The organism is Streptomyces sp. NPDC002825 (genome assembly GCF_040295385.1).
Lineage (GTDB): Bacteria > Actinomycetota > Actinomycetes > Streptomycetales > Streptomycetaceae > Streptomyces.
Genome location: NZ_JBEOVH010000009.1, coordinates 88,520 through 106,240, shown reverse-complemented (window position 1 = coordinate 106,240; position 17,721 = coordinate 88,520). Strand labels below are relative to the sequence as shown.

Annotated in this window: 14 protein-coding genes, 2 tRNA genes and 1 pseudogene; 8 read left to right on the top strand and 9 right to left on the bottom strand. The window is 69.0% G+C overall.

Annotated elements, in window-relative coordinates:
• Positions 1 to 42: 42 nt before the first annotated feature.
• Positions 43 to 1,575: a transposase gene (locus ABT041_RS14660; RefSeq protein WP_351183891.1), complete on the bottom strand. Its 1,533-nt coding sequence runs from the start codon at positions 1,573 to 1,575 to the stop codon at positions 43 to 45.
• Between the two features lie 100 nt (positions 1,576 to 1,675).
• Between ABT041_RS14660 and ABT041_RS14655 the strand changes: the two genes are divergently transcribed.
• A complete protein-coding gene (locus tag ABT041_RS14655; RefSeq protein ID WP_351183889.1) occupies positions 1,676 to 2,122 on the top strand; it encodes a hypothetical protein in 447 nt (148 codons plus the stop codon).
• Between the two features lie 37 nt (positions 2,123 to 2,159).
• Here the strand turns inward: ABT041_RS14655 and ABT041_RS14650 are convergent.
• From ABT041_RS14650 to ABT041_RS14610, 8 genes and pseudogenes are all read right to left on the bottom strand, one after another.
• A pseudogene (locus tag ABT041_RS14650) lies at positions 2,160 to 3,091 on the bottom strand (IS5 family transposase).
• A gap of 30 nt (positions 3,092 to 3,121) precedes the next feature.
• On the bottom strand, positions 3,122 to 3,280 hold the full coding sequence (locus ABT041_RS14645; protein WP_351183885.1) for a hypothetical protein: 159 nt from the start codon (positions 3,278 to 3,280) through the stop codon (positions 3,122 to 3,124).
• 431 nt (positions 3,281 to 3,711) lie between these two features.
• Positions 3,712 to 4,458, bottom strand: a complete 747-nt coding sequence (locus ABT041_RS14640) for a hypothetical protein (protein WP_351183883.1) — start codon at positions 4,456 to 4,458, stop codon at positions 3,712 to 3,714.
• 208 nt (positions 4,459 to 4,666) lie between these two features.
• Positions 4,667 to 4,734 (bottom strand) — tRNA-Arg (locus ABT041_RS14635).
• A gap of 593 nt (positions 4,735 to 5,327) precedes the next feature.
• Positions 5,328 to 6,275 carry a pentapeptide repeat-containing protein gene (locus ABT041_RS14630; RefSeq protein ID WP_351183881.1) on the bottom strand — a complete coding sequence of 316 codons (948 nt, stop codon included), beginning with the start codon at positions 6,273 to 6,275 and terminating at the stop codon, positions 5,328 to 5,330.
• Positions 6,276 to 6,463: 188 nt separating this feature from the next.
• The gene (locus ABT041_RS14625) at positions 6,464 to 6,589 is read right to left on the bottom strand and encodes a DUF6009 family protein (RefSeq protein ID WP_351184106.1); all 126 of its coding nucleotides are present in this window, start codon (positions 6,587 to 6,589) and stop codon (positions 6,464 to 6,466) included.
• Between the two features lie 556 nt (positions 6,590 to 7,145).
• Positions 7,146 to 7,706: a hypothetical protein gene (locus tag ABT041_RS14615; protein WP_351183877.1), complete on the bottom strand. Its 561-nt coding sequence runs from the start codon at positions 7,704 to 7,706 to the stop codon at positions 7,146 to 7,148.
• Between the two features lie 240 nt (positions 7,707 to 7,946).
• A tRNA-Arg gene (locus ABT041_RS14610) sits at positions 7,947 to 8,018 on the bottom strand.
• A gap of 190 nt (positions 8,019 to 8,208) precedes the next feature.
• Between ABT041_RS14610 and ABT041_RS39025 the strand changes: the two genes are divergently transcribed.
• The 7 genes from ABT041_RS39025 to rho all read left to right on the top strand — a co-directional run bounded on the left by ABT041_RS39025 (position 8,209) and on the right by rho (position 17,707).
• Positions 8,209 to 8,745, top strand: a complete 537-nt coding sequence (locus ABT041_RS39025) for a response regulator (RefSeq protein WP_502976478.1) — start codon at positions 8,209 to 8,211, stop codon at positions 8,743 to 8,745.
• A gap of 307 nt (positions 8,746 to 9,052) precedes the next feature.
• The gene (gene nrtL / locus ABT041_RS14600) at positions 9,053 to 10,015 is read left to right on the top strand and encodes an ArgS-related anticodon-binding protein NrtL (RefSeq protein WP_351183875.1); all 963 of its coding nucleotides are present in this window, start codon (positions 9,053 to 9,055) and stop codon (positions 10,013 to 10,015) included.
• 12 nt (positions 10,016 to 10,027) lie between these two features.
• Positions 10,028 to 11,419, top strand: a complete 1,392-nt coding sequence (gene lysA / locus ABT041_RS14595; protein ID WP_351183873.1) for a diaminopimelate decarboxylase — start codon at positions 10,028 to 10,030, stop codon at positions 11,417 to 11,419.
• Between the two features lie 142 nt (positions 11,420 to 11,561).
• Complete coding sequence (locus tag ABT041_RS14590) at positions 11,562 to 12,854, top strand: homoserine dehydrogenase (protein ID WP_351183871.1); 1,293 nt, start codon at positions 11,562 to 11,564, stop codon at positions 12,852 to 12,854.
• A gap of 6 nt (positions 12,855 to 12,860) precedes the next feature.
• Positions 12,861 to 13,931, top strand: a complete 1,071-nt coding sequence (thrC, locus tag ABT041_RS14585) for a threonine synthase (protein WP_351183869.1) — start codon at positions 12,861 to 12,863, stop codon at positions 13,929 to 13,931.
• Between the two features lie 425 nt (positions 13,932 to 14,356).
• Positions 14,357 to 15,274: a homoserine kinase gene (gene thrB / locus ABT041_RS14580; protein WP_015036193.1), complete on the top strand. Its 918-nt coding sequence runs from the start codon at positions 14,357 to 14,359 to the stop codon at positions 15,272 to 15,274.
• Between the two features lie 420 nt (positions 15,275 to 15,694).
• Positions 15,695 to 17,707, top strand: coding sequence for a transcription termination factor Rho (rho, locus tag ABT041_RS14575; RefSeq protein ID WP_502976477.1), 2,013 nt, complete (start codon positions 15,695 to 15,697; stop codon positions 17,705 to 17,707).
• Positions 17,708 to 17,721: the final 14 nt, after the last annotated feature.

Below are 17,721 nucleotides of genomic sequence, written 5' to 3'. Positions count from 1 at the left end.
CGAGGACGACGGGGCAGGGGCCGTTGATGCTCCTATCGGTCGTCAGCCGTAGAGGCGGGCTGTGAGCCGTAGGGTGGCTGGGTGCGGCACTTGGCAGAGTCGTTCATTCTCGGGTCCTTGCGGCGGGGCCGTCCGGTCGAGCAATTCCTTGGGCCGTGCGGCTCGGCGGAGCGCCCGGGTGTGCGCTATGTCGAGGTTCGCCCGACGAAGACGTCCTATGAGGTCTATCTCCATTCGGTCGAGGACGCTGGCAATGAGACCTTCGTGGACCTGGGCGAGTTTCCGTCGTTGGATCCCGGTGACGAGGCCGACGAGTTCGGTCGGCTCCTGGGCATGGCTGAGGACCCGTTGACCGCGCTGATCGTTGCCGAACAGCGCACTGGAGCCGAGCGCGGTCGATGGGTCAACGAGAACGTCGTCCAGGATGAGTACGGCGACTTCGTTCGTGCGGGACGGCCGTCGGGCGCTTCCTCTGACAGTCGTCGGTGGTCTGCCGTGCCAGACGATCTGTGAGCCCTGGTGGGTGATCAGGCGGTCCGGAGCCAGTCCCGGTAAGCGTGAGCGAGGTCGTCGTCTCGGCGCATTCCCCGTTCGAGGGCGGAGACGGTGGCCGGCCAGACGCCGAAGTGGCGTGCTGCGGTGGTGAGGGCGATGTTCTTGGACTGCCTCAGAGGGTCTCAGGTCGGCGATGGCGGGGACGGCGACCGTGGTGGTCAGGCAGCGGAACATCTCCCGGGCGATGGCTCGCTTCAGGAGCCGGATGATCTCCTTCTTCGTGCGGCCGGCGGCGGTTTGCCGGGCAACGTATTCGCGGGTGCGGGAGTCTCCGGCCATGCGGACCAGTGCGATGCGGTAGAGGGCAGCGCTGGCTGCCCGGTCGCCGCCTCGTGAGAGGCGGTGCCGGTTGGTTTTGCCGCTGGAGGCGGGGACCGGTGCGGCTCCGCAAAGGGCGGCGAAGGAGGCCTCGGTCCGCATGCGTTCGGGGTTGCCTCCCGCCGTGATCAGCAGCTGGGCCGCGGTGTCGGGGCCGACCCCGTAGGTGGCCCGCAGGCCGGGATTGTGGACGGTGACGTCGCTGTCCAGGGCTTTGGTCAGGGCCGTGTGCTCGGCGGTGAGCTCTTTGACGCGTCGGGCGAGGATCTTGAGTGCGGCAAGGACGGCGACGTGGACCGAGTCCCCGGCTGGCCGCAGCCGGGCCAAGGCGTCGATGCGCTCCGTCCCCTTGAGCTGCCCGTACTTGGCTCGGATGCTCTCGGGTGCGGCGACGAGGATGTGGGTGATCTGGTTCAGGGCTGCGGTGCGTGCCTTGACGGCGGAGCGGGCGGCGTTGTGCAGGGCGCGTATGCCGGCGATGGTGTCGTCCTTGGGCGTGCTGGAAGCCCGTCCGGACAGGGCGGAGCGGGCGGCGGCGTAGGCGTCGATGGGATCGGACTTGCCGATACGGCGTCGTTCTGCCCGGTCGGGCCGGTTGACCTCGACGACCGGGTGGCCGTGCGATCGGGCGGCGCGGGTGAAGCCGGCGCCGTATGAGGAGGTGCCTTCCACGCCAATCGTGACCCACGTGGCCGTGGGCATCTAGGAACTGTCCGGCCGATCATGCGTGGAGGCGGATCGGCCGGGCGTGCCCCGATTCACTCAGGCACTGGATGGCTGGACGATGCCCTATCGTCGTCGCATGACGGGGATGGGCAGTGCTGTGGTCGATGACGATGATGTCCTGACTCTCCTGGTCGAGCGCGTCCCCGAGACCAGGCATCTGGTCGAGGAGAAGTACGGGCTTGGGCAGGATGAGGCGCCGCCTAAAGCCGATACAGGACTGGATCTGTACGAGAACCTCCTCGACATTCTGACGAGGTCGGTTCTCCAGCCGGCCTTGGAACAGGCGAAACCGAACAGCGACCTGCTACGGCGATGCTTCGGCTTCGTGGACGACATCTACAACGATGCCGGGGAGCATCGGCGAGGTGCCGTCTATTTCCAGATCCTGGAGTGCCTCCTTGAGGCCAGGCCGTATCTGGATAACGCCATCCCCTACCTGCGAGGGCCGGTCCGGGACCGGGTATCGCGCATGCTCAAGCACTACGAGGTCGAGGGCTACGAGCACGGCCTCCCCTCGCTCTGAACAGACACCAAGCGAGGGGCCGTTCGACCCCAGCCGATCATGTGCGAAGCCAGATGATGAGGGCCGCGGCGGTGGCGGTGCCGAGGAAGATGTAGCCGCGTTTGTCGTAGCGAGTGGCGACCGCCCGAGACTGCTTCAGGCGGTTGATCGCCCGCTCGACGGTGTTGCGCTTCTTGTAGCGGTCCTCATCGAAGCCGGGCGGCCGTCCACCGCGGGCGCCCTTGCGCCGGCGGGCCGCCTGGCTGTCGGTCTTCTCCGGGATGGTGTGGCGGATGCCCCGCCGTCGCAAATACCCGCGGATGGGTCCGTTGCTGTAAGCCTTGTCGGCCGCGATGCTGTCTGGCTTCTTGCGCGGCCTGCCCAGGCCAAGTCTGGGCACCCGGATCTTCTCCAGAACCGGCGTGAACTGGGTGCAGTCCGCCCGCTGTCCTGGCGTGATGAGCAGGGACAGCGGTCGGCAGCGGGCGTCCGCGCTCAGGTGGAGCTTGCTGGTGAAACCGCCGCGCGAGCGGCCCAGGCCCTCACCTCCAGCACCACCTCCGCCAGGCGGGCAACGAGACTCTGCCACGGCGTCTCGGCCTGGTGTTCCATCCCTGCGGCCCCCTTTGATCTCGGGGTCGGAGGTGGGGCGGTGCGGGCGCCGGCAGCATGCTGATGCGCGCGGACGATCGTGGAGTCGACCGAGAGGTCCCAGTCGATCTCGCCTGCGGCATCGGCCGCGGCCTGAACCTGCTGAAGCAGACGTTCCCAGGTGCCGTCGGCCGACCACAGGCGATGGCGTTCATAGACGGTCTTCCATGGTCCGAATCGCTCGGGCAGATCCCGCCACTGCACGCCGGTCCGCACCCGGTGCAGAATCCCGTCGATCACCTGCCGGTGGTCCCGCCACCTGCCACAACGCCCGTTACTGACCGGCAGGAACGGACGCAGCCGTTCCCACTCGGCATCACTCAGATCGCCCCGCCCCATGCCCACAGGAACGACTCGGGCAGGAAGTAGTCACATGATCGGCCGAACAAGTCCTAGGAAGGCCAGGGCCGCGGCATATCCGGCGGAAGTGGTGGTGAACTCCGCGTCTGCGAGGTGGCCGCCGTTGTCGCTGATGACCGCGACGTGGATGGTGTCGGCGTGGGAGTCGACCCCGCCGAACACAGTCAAGTCCGCAGTGTCCGCTGCGACCTCTGCTGTCATGCTGATGATGTCTTCCCAACCGGAGGTAGGCACCGGCCGGGTGGCGCAGACAGGACATTGAGGGCGCTTCTGGCCAAGCTCCTATCAGGTCATGTTCCGCCCGGCCGGAGCCGTGAGAACGGGTCCGGCCGGGCAGAACAACTTGAGGACAGCCCAGCAGGACGTCAGTCAGTGCCCGAGCCACGGCCACCGAAACCCGAGTATCAGCATCAATGTCAGTGCCGGCCTCTATGGTCTCAAGCGCGCGGTCGGCTTCCGGGGGTTCCAGCTCTGAAGGGAATGGTTGCATCCCCGGCCTGTCTGGGGGCGGCCCGGAGACTCGTCCGGGACCCAACCGACGGTCGGGCTTCGTCGATGGCCAGGAGAGCACCTGCCAGCGCCGACCGCGCACCGCCCGGTCAGAAGGGAGATTCGAGATCGCCCCGACCGTCGCTGTGCGGCCCCCACTCCCACGGCTCCTCCCGGAAGGGATCAGGGCCGGGGAGGTCGCGGCCCCATGCTTCGAGCGCCTTCCGGGCAACGCGCCGGTTGGGCTCGTCGCTGCTGGTGTCCAGGATGCGGCGCGCGTGCACGGCGAGGTGATCGCGGTGTTCGGCGAGCGCGGGGTGTTCGGCGAGGATGAGCGCGGCGATGACGGCGGCTTCGCGCACGTCCTCGTGGCTGTCCTGCAGGAAGGGCGCGACGGCCCGAAAAAGTATCGGGCGCAGGTCCCGGAAGGCCGCCACGGTGGTGCCGGGGGTGAGGAAGCCAGGGAAGTACTGCTCGATGCGGTCGACAGTCTCGTCGGAGGCGTCATAGGCCGTGTAAGCCAGCCAGCTCAGCAACGTCGCGCGGATGGGGACGTTGCGGTAGGGCCGTAGGGTCATGGCAGCCGGGTGGGTGAGGATGCCGGCGACATACATGGCTACGGGGGCGGTGGCTTCGTAGATGGTGTTCTGGTGGCCGACCAGCTCGCCCAGCTCCGACAAAGCGGCGACCTGAACCTTGGCATCGGGCTCCAACAGCCGCACCAGGACCCTGGGAAGGTCCTCACCGTTCCCGAAAGCTGTCTGGAGCGAACCCCAATCAGTCTCCGCCAGGACCACCTGGTAGGGCGGCAAGTCAGCGTCGTAGGGCGTCCAGGCATGGGAACGGTTGTGGTTCACATGGCCAAACCTAGACGTGGGCTGGAGGATCTCGCCTCGACTGTCTCGGAGCAGGCGGCCCTGATCCACGGCCCCCTGGACTGACCAGGGCTCTGTGGCGTTTAGCTGCGAGGGTGCAGCTCGCCCCCGCACACGCCTGCACATACAACAAGACCCCGCACTCAGCGTTTCCGCTGATCACGGGGTCTGTGTGGCACTTCCTGCGAAGTGCCCCCGGCAGGATTCGAACCTGCGCACACGGCTCCGGAGGCCGTTGCTCGATGGTGCTGCAGGGGCCACCTGACCTGCGAAGACCCCCGCCCTAGATTGTGCTCGTTCGTAGTTCACTCGCCACTCACTCGCATGACTGTCGGGCAGGGCTCTCTCCAGCGCGGTCAGCGCGGGACTGCATGCGTGGTCGCGAGGGGAGGGGGGCGACTGCCAGGTGACGATGACGGCGAGAGCGAGGGCGGAGGTGAGATCGCCGGCGAGCACAGTGGCGCTCCCATGCAGGGGGCGGGTGTGCGGCCGTGTGTACCGTTCCTCGCTGGGCGCCGGGTCGAGGCTGCTCCGAGCGGCCAGGGGCCGGTTCGAACTGTGTTTTCTACTGATCGGAACCTGCTTAGCCGTCACGATGCCTAAATCGTGCCGGGGAGATGTTCAGCGATCACAGAGACGGCAGCGTTACGTCTGGGAGTATCTGTGGCCAACGCGGCGGGTCAGCTATGCCCGGGAGGTAAGCGGCATAAGCAATGCGGTCGTCAGTGGATCCGGTCACGATGTGCGGCTGACCTGCGATGGAAGTCCGTGGGCGTCCGTGCATGTTCGTCCTCGTTGGCACGCAGTTAGTCGCTCACCTGAAGAATTCTTGGGGTCGGGCATCACCTGGGTTAGTACTCTTGCGGCAGCCCAAGCGCGCCGGTCCGCTTCGCACCCTTCAGTTTCACGCCGGCGAGCTTGGCGCCACGGAAGTCCGCGTTGGTCAGGTTCGAGCGGGTGAGGTCCGCGCCACGAAGGTCGGCACCTTTCAAGGTCGCATGACGAAGGTCCGCGTCGCTCATCTTGGCGTTTCGGAGGTCTGCGCCGTCCAGCAAGGCGTACTGCAGATTCACGCAATCTGTTTGCTCGATCACCTCGCCGGTGGTTTCATCCAGCAGGAATGCTCCGCAGGTCATGTCTGTTCGGCGAAGGTTGGCGTTCGTCAGAGTCGCGGCGCCGAGGCTCGCCCCCGCCAGACTCGCTGCGCTGAGGTTGGCTCCATCTAGGTCAGCGCCGTCCAGGTTCGCGTTCAACAGATCCGCGTTGCGGAGGTCCGCGCCGTTGAGGAAGGCGTAGCGGAGGTCTGCGTCGGACAAGTGCACCCCGGGAAGCTTGACGGCGGCAGGGCCAGGGAAGTCAAGGCCGCGGAGATCGGTTTTGCGCAGGTCGATGACCGCCCCGGCGTCGCTTTCGGGGCGGCGTCTGGCGAGCGCGGTGACCGCTGCCTGGACGTCTGGCCGGGGCGAGTGATCGAAGGTTCCCCCCTGCGGTTCTTTCAGGCTCTCTGCGCTTGACCCGGCGTGCTGCTGTGCGAAGGCAGCCAGTACGGAGACGACCGTGGGGTGGTCGCGGGCGGAGTCTTGCATGATCTGTTGAAGGGCATAGATGCCGCCCAGGCGGACGTCCAGCGACGGCGATGCCAGATTGCCGACTGCCGCATTGAAACGGCTGGTGATCTGTCCGCGTTCTGAGATCCGCAGTTCCTTGCTGGCCTGTCCTACCTGCATCCAGGTGAACAGCAGAGCGCCCAGAGCGGCGAGCCCCGGCAGGCTGACTGCAACAAGTGTCACCCACTGCATCCGGTCGTGAGTCTCAGCCCTGGACACCGCCGATCGGCCATGGCTCCGACGCCGACGGCCCTGACGCCGACGAGCGATGCGACGGAGCGCGTCGACACTCAATTTCCCAGCCACCCGCTTATCGCATCCCGCTGCATGGGCGTCAGCAAACCTCACTACTCCAGACAGACCGGCGCTACCCGGTGGATTCAAGGAGAGCTTTCCACCCCAAGCCCGCTCCGTGAGTCGCCCCACACGCCACGGGCAACGGTTCGGGGGTCGACCGCTTCGGTGGGTGCGCCATAGTTGTAGACGCCGTCCGGCTGCTCAGCCAGCCCTGCGCCGCTCTAACCGGACAGCCCGGACACCTCCCCTCGGGATGTCCGGGCTGTTTGTGCTGTTCAGGGCCTCAGCCGGACATGCGGGACACCTTGTTGTGGTCGCCGCGTACAGTGCTGTGCGTGCAGCTACTGGCTCTGTTCGACCTGGATGACACATTGGTCAGCCGACGGGACAGTCTCCGCAGCTGGGGTCGCGACTTTACGGCGGCTCGTGGCCTACCCGCGAGTGCGGCCGACGTCGTTGTGGACGCCCTGGACGAGCGAGCGCGCCCCAATGACTTCGCGGGCCTCAGGGTCACGCTCGGGCTCAGGGACTCCGTCGAGTCTCTGTGGGATACCTACGTGGCTGGCATGGCCCAGCGAGCCCACTGCCGCGAGGGCGTGCACGAAGGCCTCAGGTCGATGAAGGCACATGGCTGGACCATCGGCATCGCCACCAACGGGGCGCCAAACATTCAGCACGCGAAGGTGGCGGGGGCGGGGAGATCGAAAAAGCGATGGGGTGGGGCGTGTAGACCGATACGGCGCGACGCGTCGAGCGCGGTTCAGTTCAACTCTGAGGCGAAAGCCCTTCAAGGGTGAATGAACCAGATGGGTCCGTTCCTTGTAGTGACTGGCGGCAGGCTCCGATGAACTGATTCAAAAGCTCTTGGTAGTCGTTCAACTTCCCAAGCTCGACACGGTTCTCGTGGGGGGTCAGGACTCGACCGCTATTGGCGAAGTACTCGGCGCGCCAGCCCGGTCCGCTCACATGGCTGATCATCTCGGCAAGTCGTACGAGCGGACCGGGCGCTTCGAGCTCCAGCGCTAGAAAAGCATCGGTCACGGCTTTGGCCGACTCACTCCAGAGGCGGAGCTCGTTGCGGTCGATCTCCCCGCGCTCGTTGACTGTGGCTCGCATGTGTTCGGCGCAGGTCCGGCCTGCGGCAATGAACCGGATGTACAAGTCGCGTCGGATCTGGCGGAGCCACTGCTCGTGCGTGGCGGTGCTTTGCCGATCTGCTTGGTAGCGGGCGCCGCGGAAGGCGATCAGTGCGGCGAAGGAAGCGCCGGCGGCGCCGATCACGCCGCCTCCAAGGGCGCCGATGAGGCCAGCAAGTCCCGCGTCCATGGAGACGACACTAGGCGGAGCCTCGGCGATGGCGCCGACGAACGGCGAGAGATCCGTTTGATCCCAGCGGCGTCAGCAGACTCGTCTCCTGGGCCTCGCCGCAAGTCAGCTCTCACTCGCCCCTCACTCGCGATCAGTGACACACAACGACAGAGACCCGGACTCAGTGGGACTGAGTCCGGGTCTCTGTGTTTGGCACTTCAGCAGGTCAGCGGCTTGATCACGCTGTCCGAGCTGGAGTGCCCCCGGCAGGATTCGAACCTGCGCACACGGCTCCGGAGGCCGTTGCTCTATCCCCTGAGCTACGGGGGCGTTCGCCGTGTTTCTCGGCGACGGGTAGAACCCTACCAGCTCTCCGGGTGTGCCTGTGAACAGGTATTTCCGGGGCGTCACCAGGGGTCGGGTCCCCCGCACGGGTCAGAAGTGGGTAAAACCCGGACGCAGCCGTTCGGGGCGTCCTACTCTCGTTCGTGTGTCAGGCGTGTCCGGTCGGGTGCTCGTTGTGGACGACAACAAGGTGATCCGGCAGTTGATCAGGGTCAATCTCGAACTCGAGGGGTTCGAGGTGGTGACCGCGGCCGATGGTGCCGAGTGTCTGGATGTCGTACATCAGGTCTGTCCTGATGTCGTCACCCTGGACGTCGTCATGCCCCGCTTGGACGGGATCAAGACCGCCGAGCGGCTGCGGTCCGATCCCCGGACCAGTCATCTGCCGGTCGCGATCATCAGCGCCTGCGGCGAGCACGAGGTCGGCGGGGTCTCCTCCGGTGTCGACGCCTTCCTCGCCAAGCCCTTCGAGCCCTCGGAGCTCGTGCGCGTGGTGCGGCAGTTGATGCACCGCGAGCGGCGGGAACGTCCCGACGCCCCCGGGTCCGACGGGCTCGACGGGGGAGAGGAGCCGGCCGCAGTCGGTGGAGCGGAGGGGCGGGATCGGGAGCCTCTGAGGCAGGACTCCCGGACCCAGGACATTCGGATGCAGGACTCCCGGACCCAGGACATTCGGATGCAGGACTCCCGGACCCAGGACATTCGGATGTAGGACTCCCGGGCTCAGGACGTTCGGATGCAAGGCCCCCGCCTCCAGGACGTACGCATGCACGACTCCCGGGCCCAGGACCCGCGGACCCAGGACGTACGTATGGAGGAATCCCCGCGCTGCCCGGACTCCCTCATGTCGTAGAAATCCCCGCTGCCCGGACTCCCCCTGTCTCAGGACTCCCGCCCGCCCCACAGCCCCCGGCGTGCCGGCAGTGCTCGTGGGGTGCTCTGAGGGGTTCGCCCCGTGCGGTGCCCGTATGTCGAAACCGGTTCGCCTTTCGACCCCCCTCCTCCCCTAGGCTTGTCCCGTGACCCCCGCGGACCTCTCCCTCACCGTGCAGCACGCCGTGCGCCGTGCGGTCGACGACGGTGCGCTGCGGGTCGACGTCCCCCCGCGCGTCAAGGTCGAGCGGGCCAGGCCCGGGGGTACCGGTGAGTACGCCAGCAGCGTGGCGCTCAGCCTCGCCCGGCCCGCCGGGCGCAGCGCGCTCGATGTCGCCGGGGTTCTGAAGGAGCGGCTCCAGGGAGCCCCCGGAATCCTCGCCGTCGACATCACCGGGCCCGGGTTCCTGAACTTCACCCTCCGGAGTGACGCGGGCGCCGATCTCGTACGAGCCGTCTGCGGAGCCGGATCCGCGTACGGGCATGGCGACGCCCTCGCCGGGACCTCCGTGCGGTTCGCCGACGCGACAGAGTCCCGGGCGCAGATCGTCACCGAGGTCGTCCTTCGGCTGCTGCGCAGTCAGGGCGCCGATGCGCGGCTCGGGGGAAGCGAGCGCATCCATGTGCGGCCCGCCTCGTACCTGCCCCAAGAGCTCGGTGTCGATGCCGCCCGCTGGTCCCTCCTGCGCGCCGCGCCCTCCGACCGCGCCCTCGACGGGCCTCCCCTCCTCGTCCAGCACGAGCGCAACTCCCTCTTCCGTGTCCGGTACGCCCACGCGCGGGTCCGGCGGCTGCTCGTCAACGCGACGCAGCTCGGCTTCACCCCCTCGTACGACACCGACATCCACGTTCCCGAGCTTCTCGGCGTCCTCGGCGACCACCCCGTCGTCCTCCTCGCCGCCGCCCGCCACCGCGCCCCCGACCGGGTCGCCCGGCACCTCGAAGCGACCGCCGACGCGCTGCTCGCGTTCCAGCACACCGTTCTGCCGCTCGGCGACGAGAAACCCTCGGCCGCCCACCGTTCCCGGCTCGCGCTCGCCGAAGCCGCCGGGACGGTGCTCGCCGGTGGCCTCTCCCTGCTCGGCATCAGCGCACCCGACCAGATCTGAAAGACGCAGACCATGAGCCGTTCCGCCCACCCCGCCGGGCCCCGCCACGCCGACGTCCTGCCCGAGGGGCACTACTCCGCCCCGCCCGCCGACCTCAACCGGCTCGACCCCAAGGTCTGGTCCCGGACCGTCACGCGGGACGAGCGCGGCGTCGCGACCGTCGGCGGGATCGCCGTCGACGCCCTCGCCGAGGAGTTCGGCACCCCCGCCTACTTCCTCGACGAGACCGACTTCCGCGCCCGCTGCCGCGCCTGGGCGGAGGCCTTCGGCAAGGACGCCGACGTCTTCTACGCCGGCAAGGCCTTCCTCTCCCGCGCCGTCGTGCGGTGGCTCAAGGAGGAGGGGCTCAATCTCGATGTCTGTTCCGGGGGTGAGCTGAGCACCGCTCTCTCCGCGGGGATGCCTGCCGAGCGCATCGCCTTCCACGGGAACAACAAGAGCGAGGACGAGATCCGCCGGGCCGTCGAGGCGGGCGTCGGGCGGATCGTGCTCGACTCCTTCCAGGAGATCGTCCGCGTCGCCCACATCGCCCAGTCCCTCGGCAAGCGCCAGCGCGTGCAGATCCGGGTGACCGTCGGCGTCGAGGCGCACACCCACGAGTTCATCGCCACCGCCCACGAGGACCAGAAGTTCGGCATCGCCCTCGCCGGCGGGCAGGCCGCCGAGGCCGTGCGGCGGGCCCTCAGGCTCGACGGGCTCGAGCTCATCGGCATCCACTCCCACATCGGCTCGCAGATCTTCGACATGGCCGGCTTCGAGGTGTCCGCGCGGCGCGTCGTCCAGCTGCTCGCCGAGGTGCGCGACGAGCACGGCGTCGAGCTGCCGGAGATCGACCTCGGCGGCGGGCTGGGCATCGCGTACACCTCCGAGGACGACCCGCGCGAGCCGCACGAGATCGCCAAGGCGCTGAGCGAGATCGTGACGCGGGAGTGCGAGGCCGCCGGGCTGCGGACCCCCCGTATCTCCGTGGAGCCCGGGCGGGCCATCGTCGGCCCCACCGCCTTCACCCTCTACCGCGTCGGCACCGTCAAGCCCCTCGAAGGGCTGCGGACGTACGTGAGCGTCGACGGCGGCATGTCGGACAACATCCGCACCGCCCTGTACGACGCCGAGTACAGCGTCAGTCTCGTCTCGCGGACCAGCGAGGCCGAGCCGATGCTCTCCCGCGTCGTCGGCAAGCACTGCGAGAGCGGCGACATCGTCGTACGGGACGCCTTCCTGCCCGCGGACCTGGCGCCCGGCGACCTCATCGCCGTCCCGGCCACGGGTGCGTACTGCCGCTCCATGGCCAGCAACTACAACCACGCCCTCCGGCCGCCCGTCGTCGCCGTCCGCGACGGCGAGGCGCGGGTCATCGTCAGGCGCGAGACGGAGGAAGATCTCCTGCGTCTCGACGTCGGCTGATGAAATAGTCGAGTGACGAATTAGCCGAGTGACGAAATCGATGTCTCAGGATCCGGACGAGGGGCTGAAACCCCCGTCCGGTGAGTGAGACTGGTTCCACCGTAGAAATACGAAGACGAAGTAGTACGAGAAACGAGGTCGGATGATGCGTACGCGTCCGCTGAAGGTGGCGCTGCTGGGCTGTGGAGTGGTCGGCTCAGAGGTGGCGCGCATCATGACGACGCACGCCGACGACCTCGCGGCGCGCATCGGCGCGCCGGTGGAGCTCGCCGGCGTCGCCGTCCGCCGGCCCGACAAGGTCCGCGGGGGAGTCCCCGCCGAACTGATCACCACGGACGCGACCGCCCTCGTCAAACGCGGGGACATCGACGTCGTCGTCGAGGTCATCGGCGGAATCGAGCCGGCCCGCACCCTCATCACCACCGCCTTCGAGCACGGCGCCTCCGTCGTCTCCGCGAACAAGGCCCTGCTCGCCCAGGACGGCGCGAGCCTCTACGCCGCCGCCGAGCAGCACGGGCAGGACCTCTACTACGAGGCCGCCGTCGCGGGCGCCATCCCGCTGATCCGGCCGCTCCGCGAGTCCCTCGTCGGCGACAAGATCAACCGTGTGATGGGCATCGTCAACGGCACGACGAACTTCATCCTCGACAAGATGGACTCCACCGGCGCCGGCTACCAGGAGGCCCTGGACGAGGCCACCGCCCTCGGGTACGCCGAGGCGGACCCGACCGCCGACGTCGAGGGCTTCGACGCCGCCGCCAAGGCCGCCATCCTCGCCGGGATCGCCTTCCACACGCGCGTGCGTCTCGACGACGTCTACCGCGAGGGCATGACCGAGGTCACCGCCGCCGACTTCGCCTCCGCCAAGGAGATGGGCTGCACCATCAAGCTGCTCGCGATCTGCGAGCGGGCCGCCGACGGCGAGTCCGTCACCGCGCGCGTGCACCCCGCGATGATCCCGCTCAGCCACCCGCTCGCCTCCGTCCGCGAGGCGTACAACGCGGTCTTCGTCGAGGCGGAGGCCGCCGGGCAGCTCATGTTCTACGGCCCCGGGGCGGGCGGTTCGCCGACCGCCTCGGCCGTGCTCGGCGACGTCGTCGCCGTCTGCCGCAACCGTCTCAACGAGGCGACGGGCCCCGGCGAGTCCGCGTACACCCAGCTGCCCGTGAGCTCCATGGGCGAGGTCGTCACGCGGTACCACATCAGCCTCGACGTGGCCGACAAGCCGGGCGTCCTCGCCCAGGTCGCGACGGTCTTCGCCGAGCACGGCGTATCCATCGATACGGTGCGCCAGCAGGGCAAGGACGGCGAGGCCTCCCTCGTCGTCGTCACCCACCGCGCGCCCGACGCCGCCCTCTCCGGGACCGTCGAGGCGCTGCGCAAGCTCGACACCGTGCGCGGTGTCGCCAGCATCATGCGTGTTGAAGGGGAGTAAGGACCCATGACCCACAAGGGCACCCACCAGTGGCGCGGCATCATCGAGGAGTACCGGGACCGCCTTCCGGTCACGGACACGACGCCGGTCGTCACGCTCCGTGAGGGCGGCACGCCGCTCGTCCCCGCTCAGGTCCTCTCCGAGCGCACGGGCTGCGAGGTGCACCTCAAGGTCGAGGGCGCCAACCCCACCGGTTCCTTCAAGGACCGGGGCATGACCATGGCCATCACCAAGGCCAAGGAGGAGGGTGCGCAGGCCGTCATCTGCGCGTCCACCGGCAACACCTCGGCGTCCGCCGCCGCCTACGCCGTGCGCGCCGGGATGGTCTCCGCCGTCCTCGTGCCGCAGGGCAAGATCGCGCTCGGCAAGATGGGCCAGGCCCTCGTGCACGGCGCGAAGATCCTCCAGGTCGACGGCAACTTCGACGACTGCCTGACCCTGGCCCGCAGCCTCTCCGAGAACTACCCGGTGGCGCTGGTCAACTCGGTCAACCCGGTCCGCATCGAGGGCCAGAAGACCGCCGCTTTCGAGATCGTGGACATGCTCGGCGACGCCCCCGACATCCACGTGCTGCCCGTCGGCAACGCCGGCAACATCACGGCGTACTGGAAGGGGTACCGCGAGTACGCCGCCGACGGTCTCGCCACCCACCGCCCGCGCATGTGGGGCTTCCAGGCCTCCGGCTCCGCCCCGCTCGTGCGCGGCGAGGTCGTCAAGGACCCGTCGACGATCGCCACCGCGATCCGCATCGGCAACCCGGCCTCGTGGGACTACGCGATCGCCGCGCGCGACGAGTCGGGCGGTTTCATCGACGAGGTGACGGACCGTGAGATCCTGCAGGCCTACCGCCTGTTGGCCGCTCAGGAGGGCGTCTTCGTCGAGCCCGCATCGGCCGCCTCGGTCGCCGGTCTGCTGAAGGCCGCCGCGCAGGGCAAGGTCGACCCCGGCCAGACGATCGTCTGCACCGTCACCGGCAACGGCCTCAAGGACCCCGACTGGGCCGTGGCCGGCGCGCCGCAGCCGGTCACCGTCCCGGTCGACGCGGCGGCCGCCGCCGAGCGCCTCGGCCTGGCCTGAAGACCGAACATGGCTGGCCTGAAGGCAGAACCTGGCTGGCCTGAAGACCGAACACGGCTGGCCTGAAGGCAGAACCTGGCCTGACGGCAGAACCAGCCTGAGGACAGAACCTGGCCTGAAACGGGTCCTGGCCTGAAAGCACGCAAGCCGCGCCGGTTCCTGATCGGGTGAAACCCGATCAGGAACCTACATAGGCGCACAGGATGGCTCGCGACACGCATCGTGCGCCTCCTGTGCGCCCTATGTCGCCGCAGAACCTTCCTTCGATAGGCTGTACCGAACCCGCCCCGACGCATATGCGCGGTGTCGTTGCCGTTGTCGCCTCCGCGGCCGAAACGGCCCCCGGGCCCGGGTCCCCGAGTACTTCCCTTGCACCACCCGCTGTCTGAAACACCGTTGTCGCAATCAAGGAGAGTCAACGAGCGATGGCCGGTCCAGCGTTCCGCGCCGCCGCCGTACGGGTGCGCGTCCCCGCCACCAGCGCCAACCTCGGCCCGGGCTTCGATGCCTTCGGCCTGTCGCTGGGGCTCTACGACGACGTCGTCGTCCGGGTCGCCGACTCCGGGCTGCACGTCGACATCGCCGGTGAGGGCGCCGAGACGCTCCCGCGCGACGAGAGCCACCTGCTCGTACGCTCCCTGCGCACGGCCTTCGACCTGCTCGGCGGACAGCCGCGCGGGCTCGAGGTCGTCTGCGCCAACCGCATCCCGCACGGCCGCGGCCTCGGCTCCTCCTCGGCCGCCATCTGCGCCGGCATCGTCGCCGCCCGCGCCGTGACCATAGGCGGGGACGCCAGGCTCGACGAGGCCGCCCTCCTGGAGCTGGCCACCGAGATCGAGGGCCACCCCGACAACGTCGCCGCCTGTCTGCTCGGCGGATTCACGCTCGCCTGGACCGAGTCCGGCGCCGCGCGGGCGATCAGGATGGATCCCTCGGATTCCATCGTTCCGGTGGTTTTCGTCCCCGGAAAGCCCGTACTGACCGAGACCGCCCGCGGACTCCTGCCGCGCACCGTCCCGCACGTGGACGCCGCCGCCAACGCCGGCCGCGCCGCCCTCCTCGTCGAGGCCCTGACCCGCCGCCCCGAGCTGCTGCTCGCGGCCACCGAGGACCGGCTGCACCAGGAGTACCGGGCTCCTGCGATGCCCGAGAGCATCGCCCTGGTGAACCGACTGCGCGCGGACGGCGTCCCCGCGGTCATCTCCGGCGCGGGCCCCACGGTCCTCGCGCTGGCCGAACACGGGACGGCCGACAAGGTCGCCCGCCTCGCGGGCGAGGGCTGGGCCGCGAACCGGCTCGACCTCGACGCGTCCGGAGCGAGTGTCCTGCCGCTGGCGCCCTAGGCGTGTGGCGGCCGGGGCGCCGGGCAGCGCCTCGGGCAGGAGATTGCCGGTGAGTGAGAGGGGGAATGTTTGTTGGAGCCGGTAGTGTTAACCTCAAGTCTGCACCCGACCTCTTTGTGGAGCGGTGCGGAGTGTCCCCATCAGGGACCACCCATTCTTCCGGGAGCCTCCCCAACTGCCTGAGCAGCCTGCCTGAGCAGTTTCGAGCACGCTCCGGAACCGGCACGACACCCCTCGCTCTTCTTTCGAGCCGAGGGCCGAGCAGGGGGCGCTCGGGCCGGACCCACAGCACGTTTTCTCTCTCCGCCGTACCCGGCGGGACCACCGCCCCGGACACGGTCCACGAACCAGGACCCTGCCGGACAGCACAACCGGTCGCCGAGCCAGATGGCCGACGTCCGCTCCAGGGAAGGACCCTTCGTGAGCGACACCACCGATCTGATGGGCGTGACTGCCGACAACAGTGTCGACACCGCCGCGCCCGCCGCAGGTGCCACCGGCACCGCACGGCGCCGCCGCTCCGGCACCGGCCTCGAGGGCATGGTCCTGGCCGAGCTGCAGCAGGTCGCGTCCGGCCTCGGCATCAGGGGCACCGCGCGGATGCGCAAGAGCCAGCTGATCGAGGTCATCAAGGAGGCGCAGGCCGGAGGGTCTGCCGCTCCCGCCAAGGCCGCCGACGCCGCCGAGACCAAGCCGAAGCGCCGCGCCACCACCAAGGCCCGCACGGGTGAGGCCGCCGAGGCCGCCGCGCCCAAGGCGGAGAAGGCCGAGAAGGCCGTCGCCCAGCAGCAGATCGACATCCCGGGCCAGCCCGCCGCCGACGACGCCCCGGCCGGTGAGCGCCGTCGTCGTCGCGCCACCGCCCCCGCCGGTTCCCCGGAGGGCGAGGCGAAGGCCGAGGCCGCCCAGGTCGTCAAGACCGAGACCCGCGAGGTCAAGGCCGAGCCGCAGGCCGACGCCAAGGCCGAGACCGCCGTCGACACCGCCGAGGGCCGCGGCCGCCGCGACCGCGGCGAGCGCGGGGAGCGCGGCGACCGCCGTGACCGCCGCGACCGTCAGCGCGACCGCAAGGGCGACGAGCAGCAGGGCGGTGGCCAGGGCGGCCAGCGTCAGCGCCAGGGCGGCCAGGGTCAGGGCCAGCAGGGCGGCCAGCAGGGTGGCCAGCAGGCCGGTCCGCAGGACGACTACGACGACGAGGCGGGCGGCCGTCGCGGCCGTCGCGGGCGCTACCGCGACCGCCGTGGCCGTCGCGGGCGTGACGACTTCCAGGCCGGCGAGCCGCAGGTCGCCGACGACGACGTCCTGATCCCCGTCGCGGGCATCCTCGACATCCTCGACAACTACGCGTTCATCCGGACCTCCGGCTACCTGCCCGGCCCGAACGACGTGTACGTCTCCCTCGCCCAGGTCCGCAAGAACGGCCTGCGCAAGGGTGACCACGTCACCGGCGCCGTGCGTCAGCCGAAGGAGGGCGAGCGCCGCGAGAAGTTCAACGCGCTGGTCCGCCTGGACTCCGCGAACGGCATGGCCGCCGACTCCGGCCGCGGCCGCCCGGAGTTCAACAAGCTGACCCCGCTCTACCCCCAGGACCGGCTCCGCCTGGAGACCGACCCGGGCGTGCTGACCACCCGCATCATCGACCTCGTGTCGCCGATCGGTAAGGGCCAGCGCGGTCTGATCGTGGCCCCGCCGAAGACCGGCAAGACCATGATCATGCAGGCGATCGCCAACGCGATCACGCACAACAACCCCGAGTGCCACCTGATGGTCGTCCTGGTCGACGAGCGTCCGGAAGAGGTCACCGACATGCAGCGGTCGGTCAAGGGCGAGGTCATCTCCTCGACCTTCGACCGTCCGGCCGAGGACCACACCACCGTCGCCGAGCTGGCCATCGAGCGCGCCAAGCGCCTCGTGGAGCTGGGTCACGACGTGGTCGTCCTGCTCGACTCCATCACCCGCCTGGGCCGCGCGTACAACCTCGCGGCGCCCGCCTCCGGCCGCATCCTGTCCGGTGGTGTCGACTCGACCGCGCTCTACCCGCCGAAGCGCTTCTTCGGTGCCGCGCGCAACATCGAGGACGGCGGCTCGCTGACCATCCTGGCCACCGCGCTGGTCGACACCGGCTCGCGGATGGACGAGGTGATCTTCGAGGAGTTCAAGGGCACCGGCAACATGGAGCTCAAGCTCGACCGGAAGCTCGCCGACAAGCGCATCTTCCCGGCCGTCGACGTCGACGCCTCGGGCACGCGCAAGGAGGAGATCCTCCTCGGCAGCGACGAGCTCGCCATCACCTGGAAGCTGCGCCGCGTGCTCCACGCGCTCGACCAGCAGCAGGCGATCGAGCTGCTGCTCGACAAGCTCAAGCAGACGAAGTCGAACGGCGAGTTCCTGCTCCAGATCCAGAAGACGACGCCGGGCGGCAACAACGACTGACGCGAGAGCTGCGT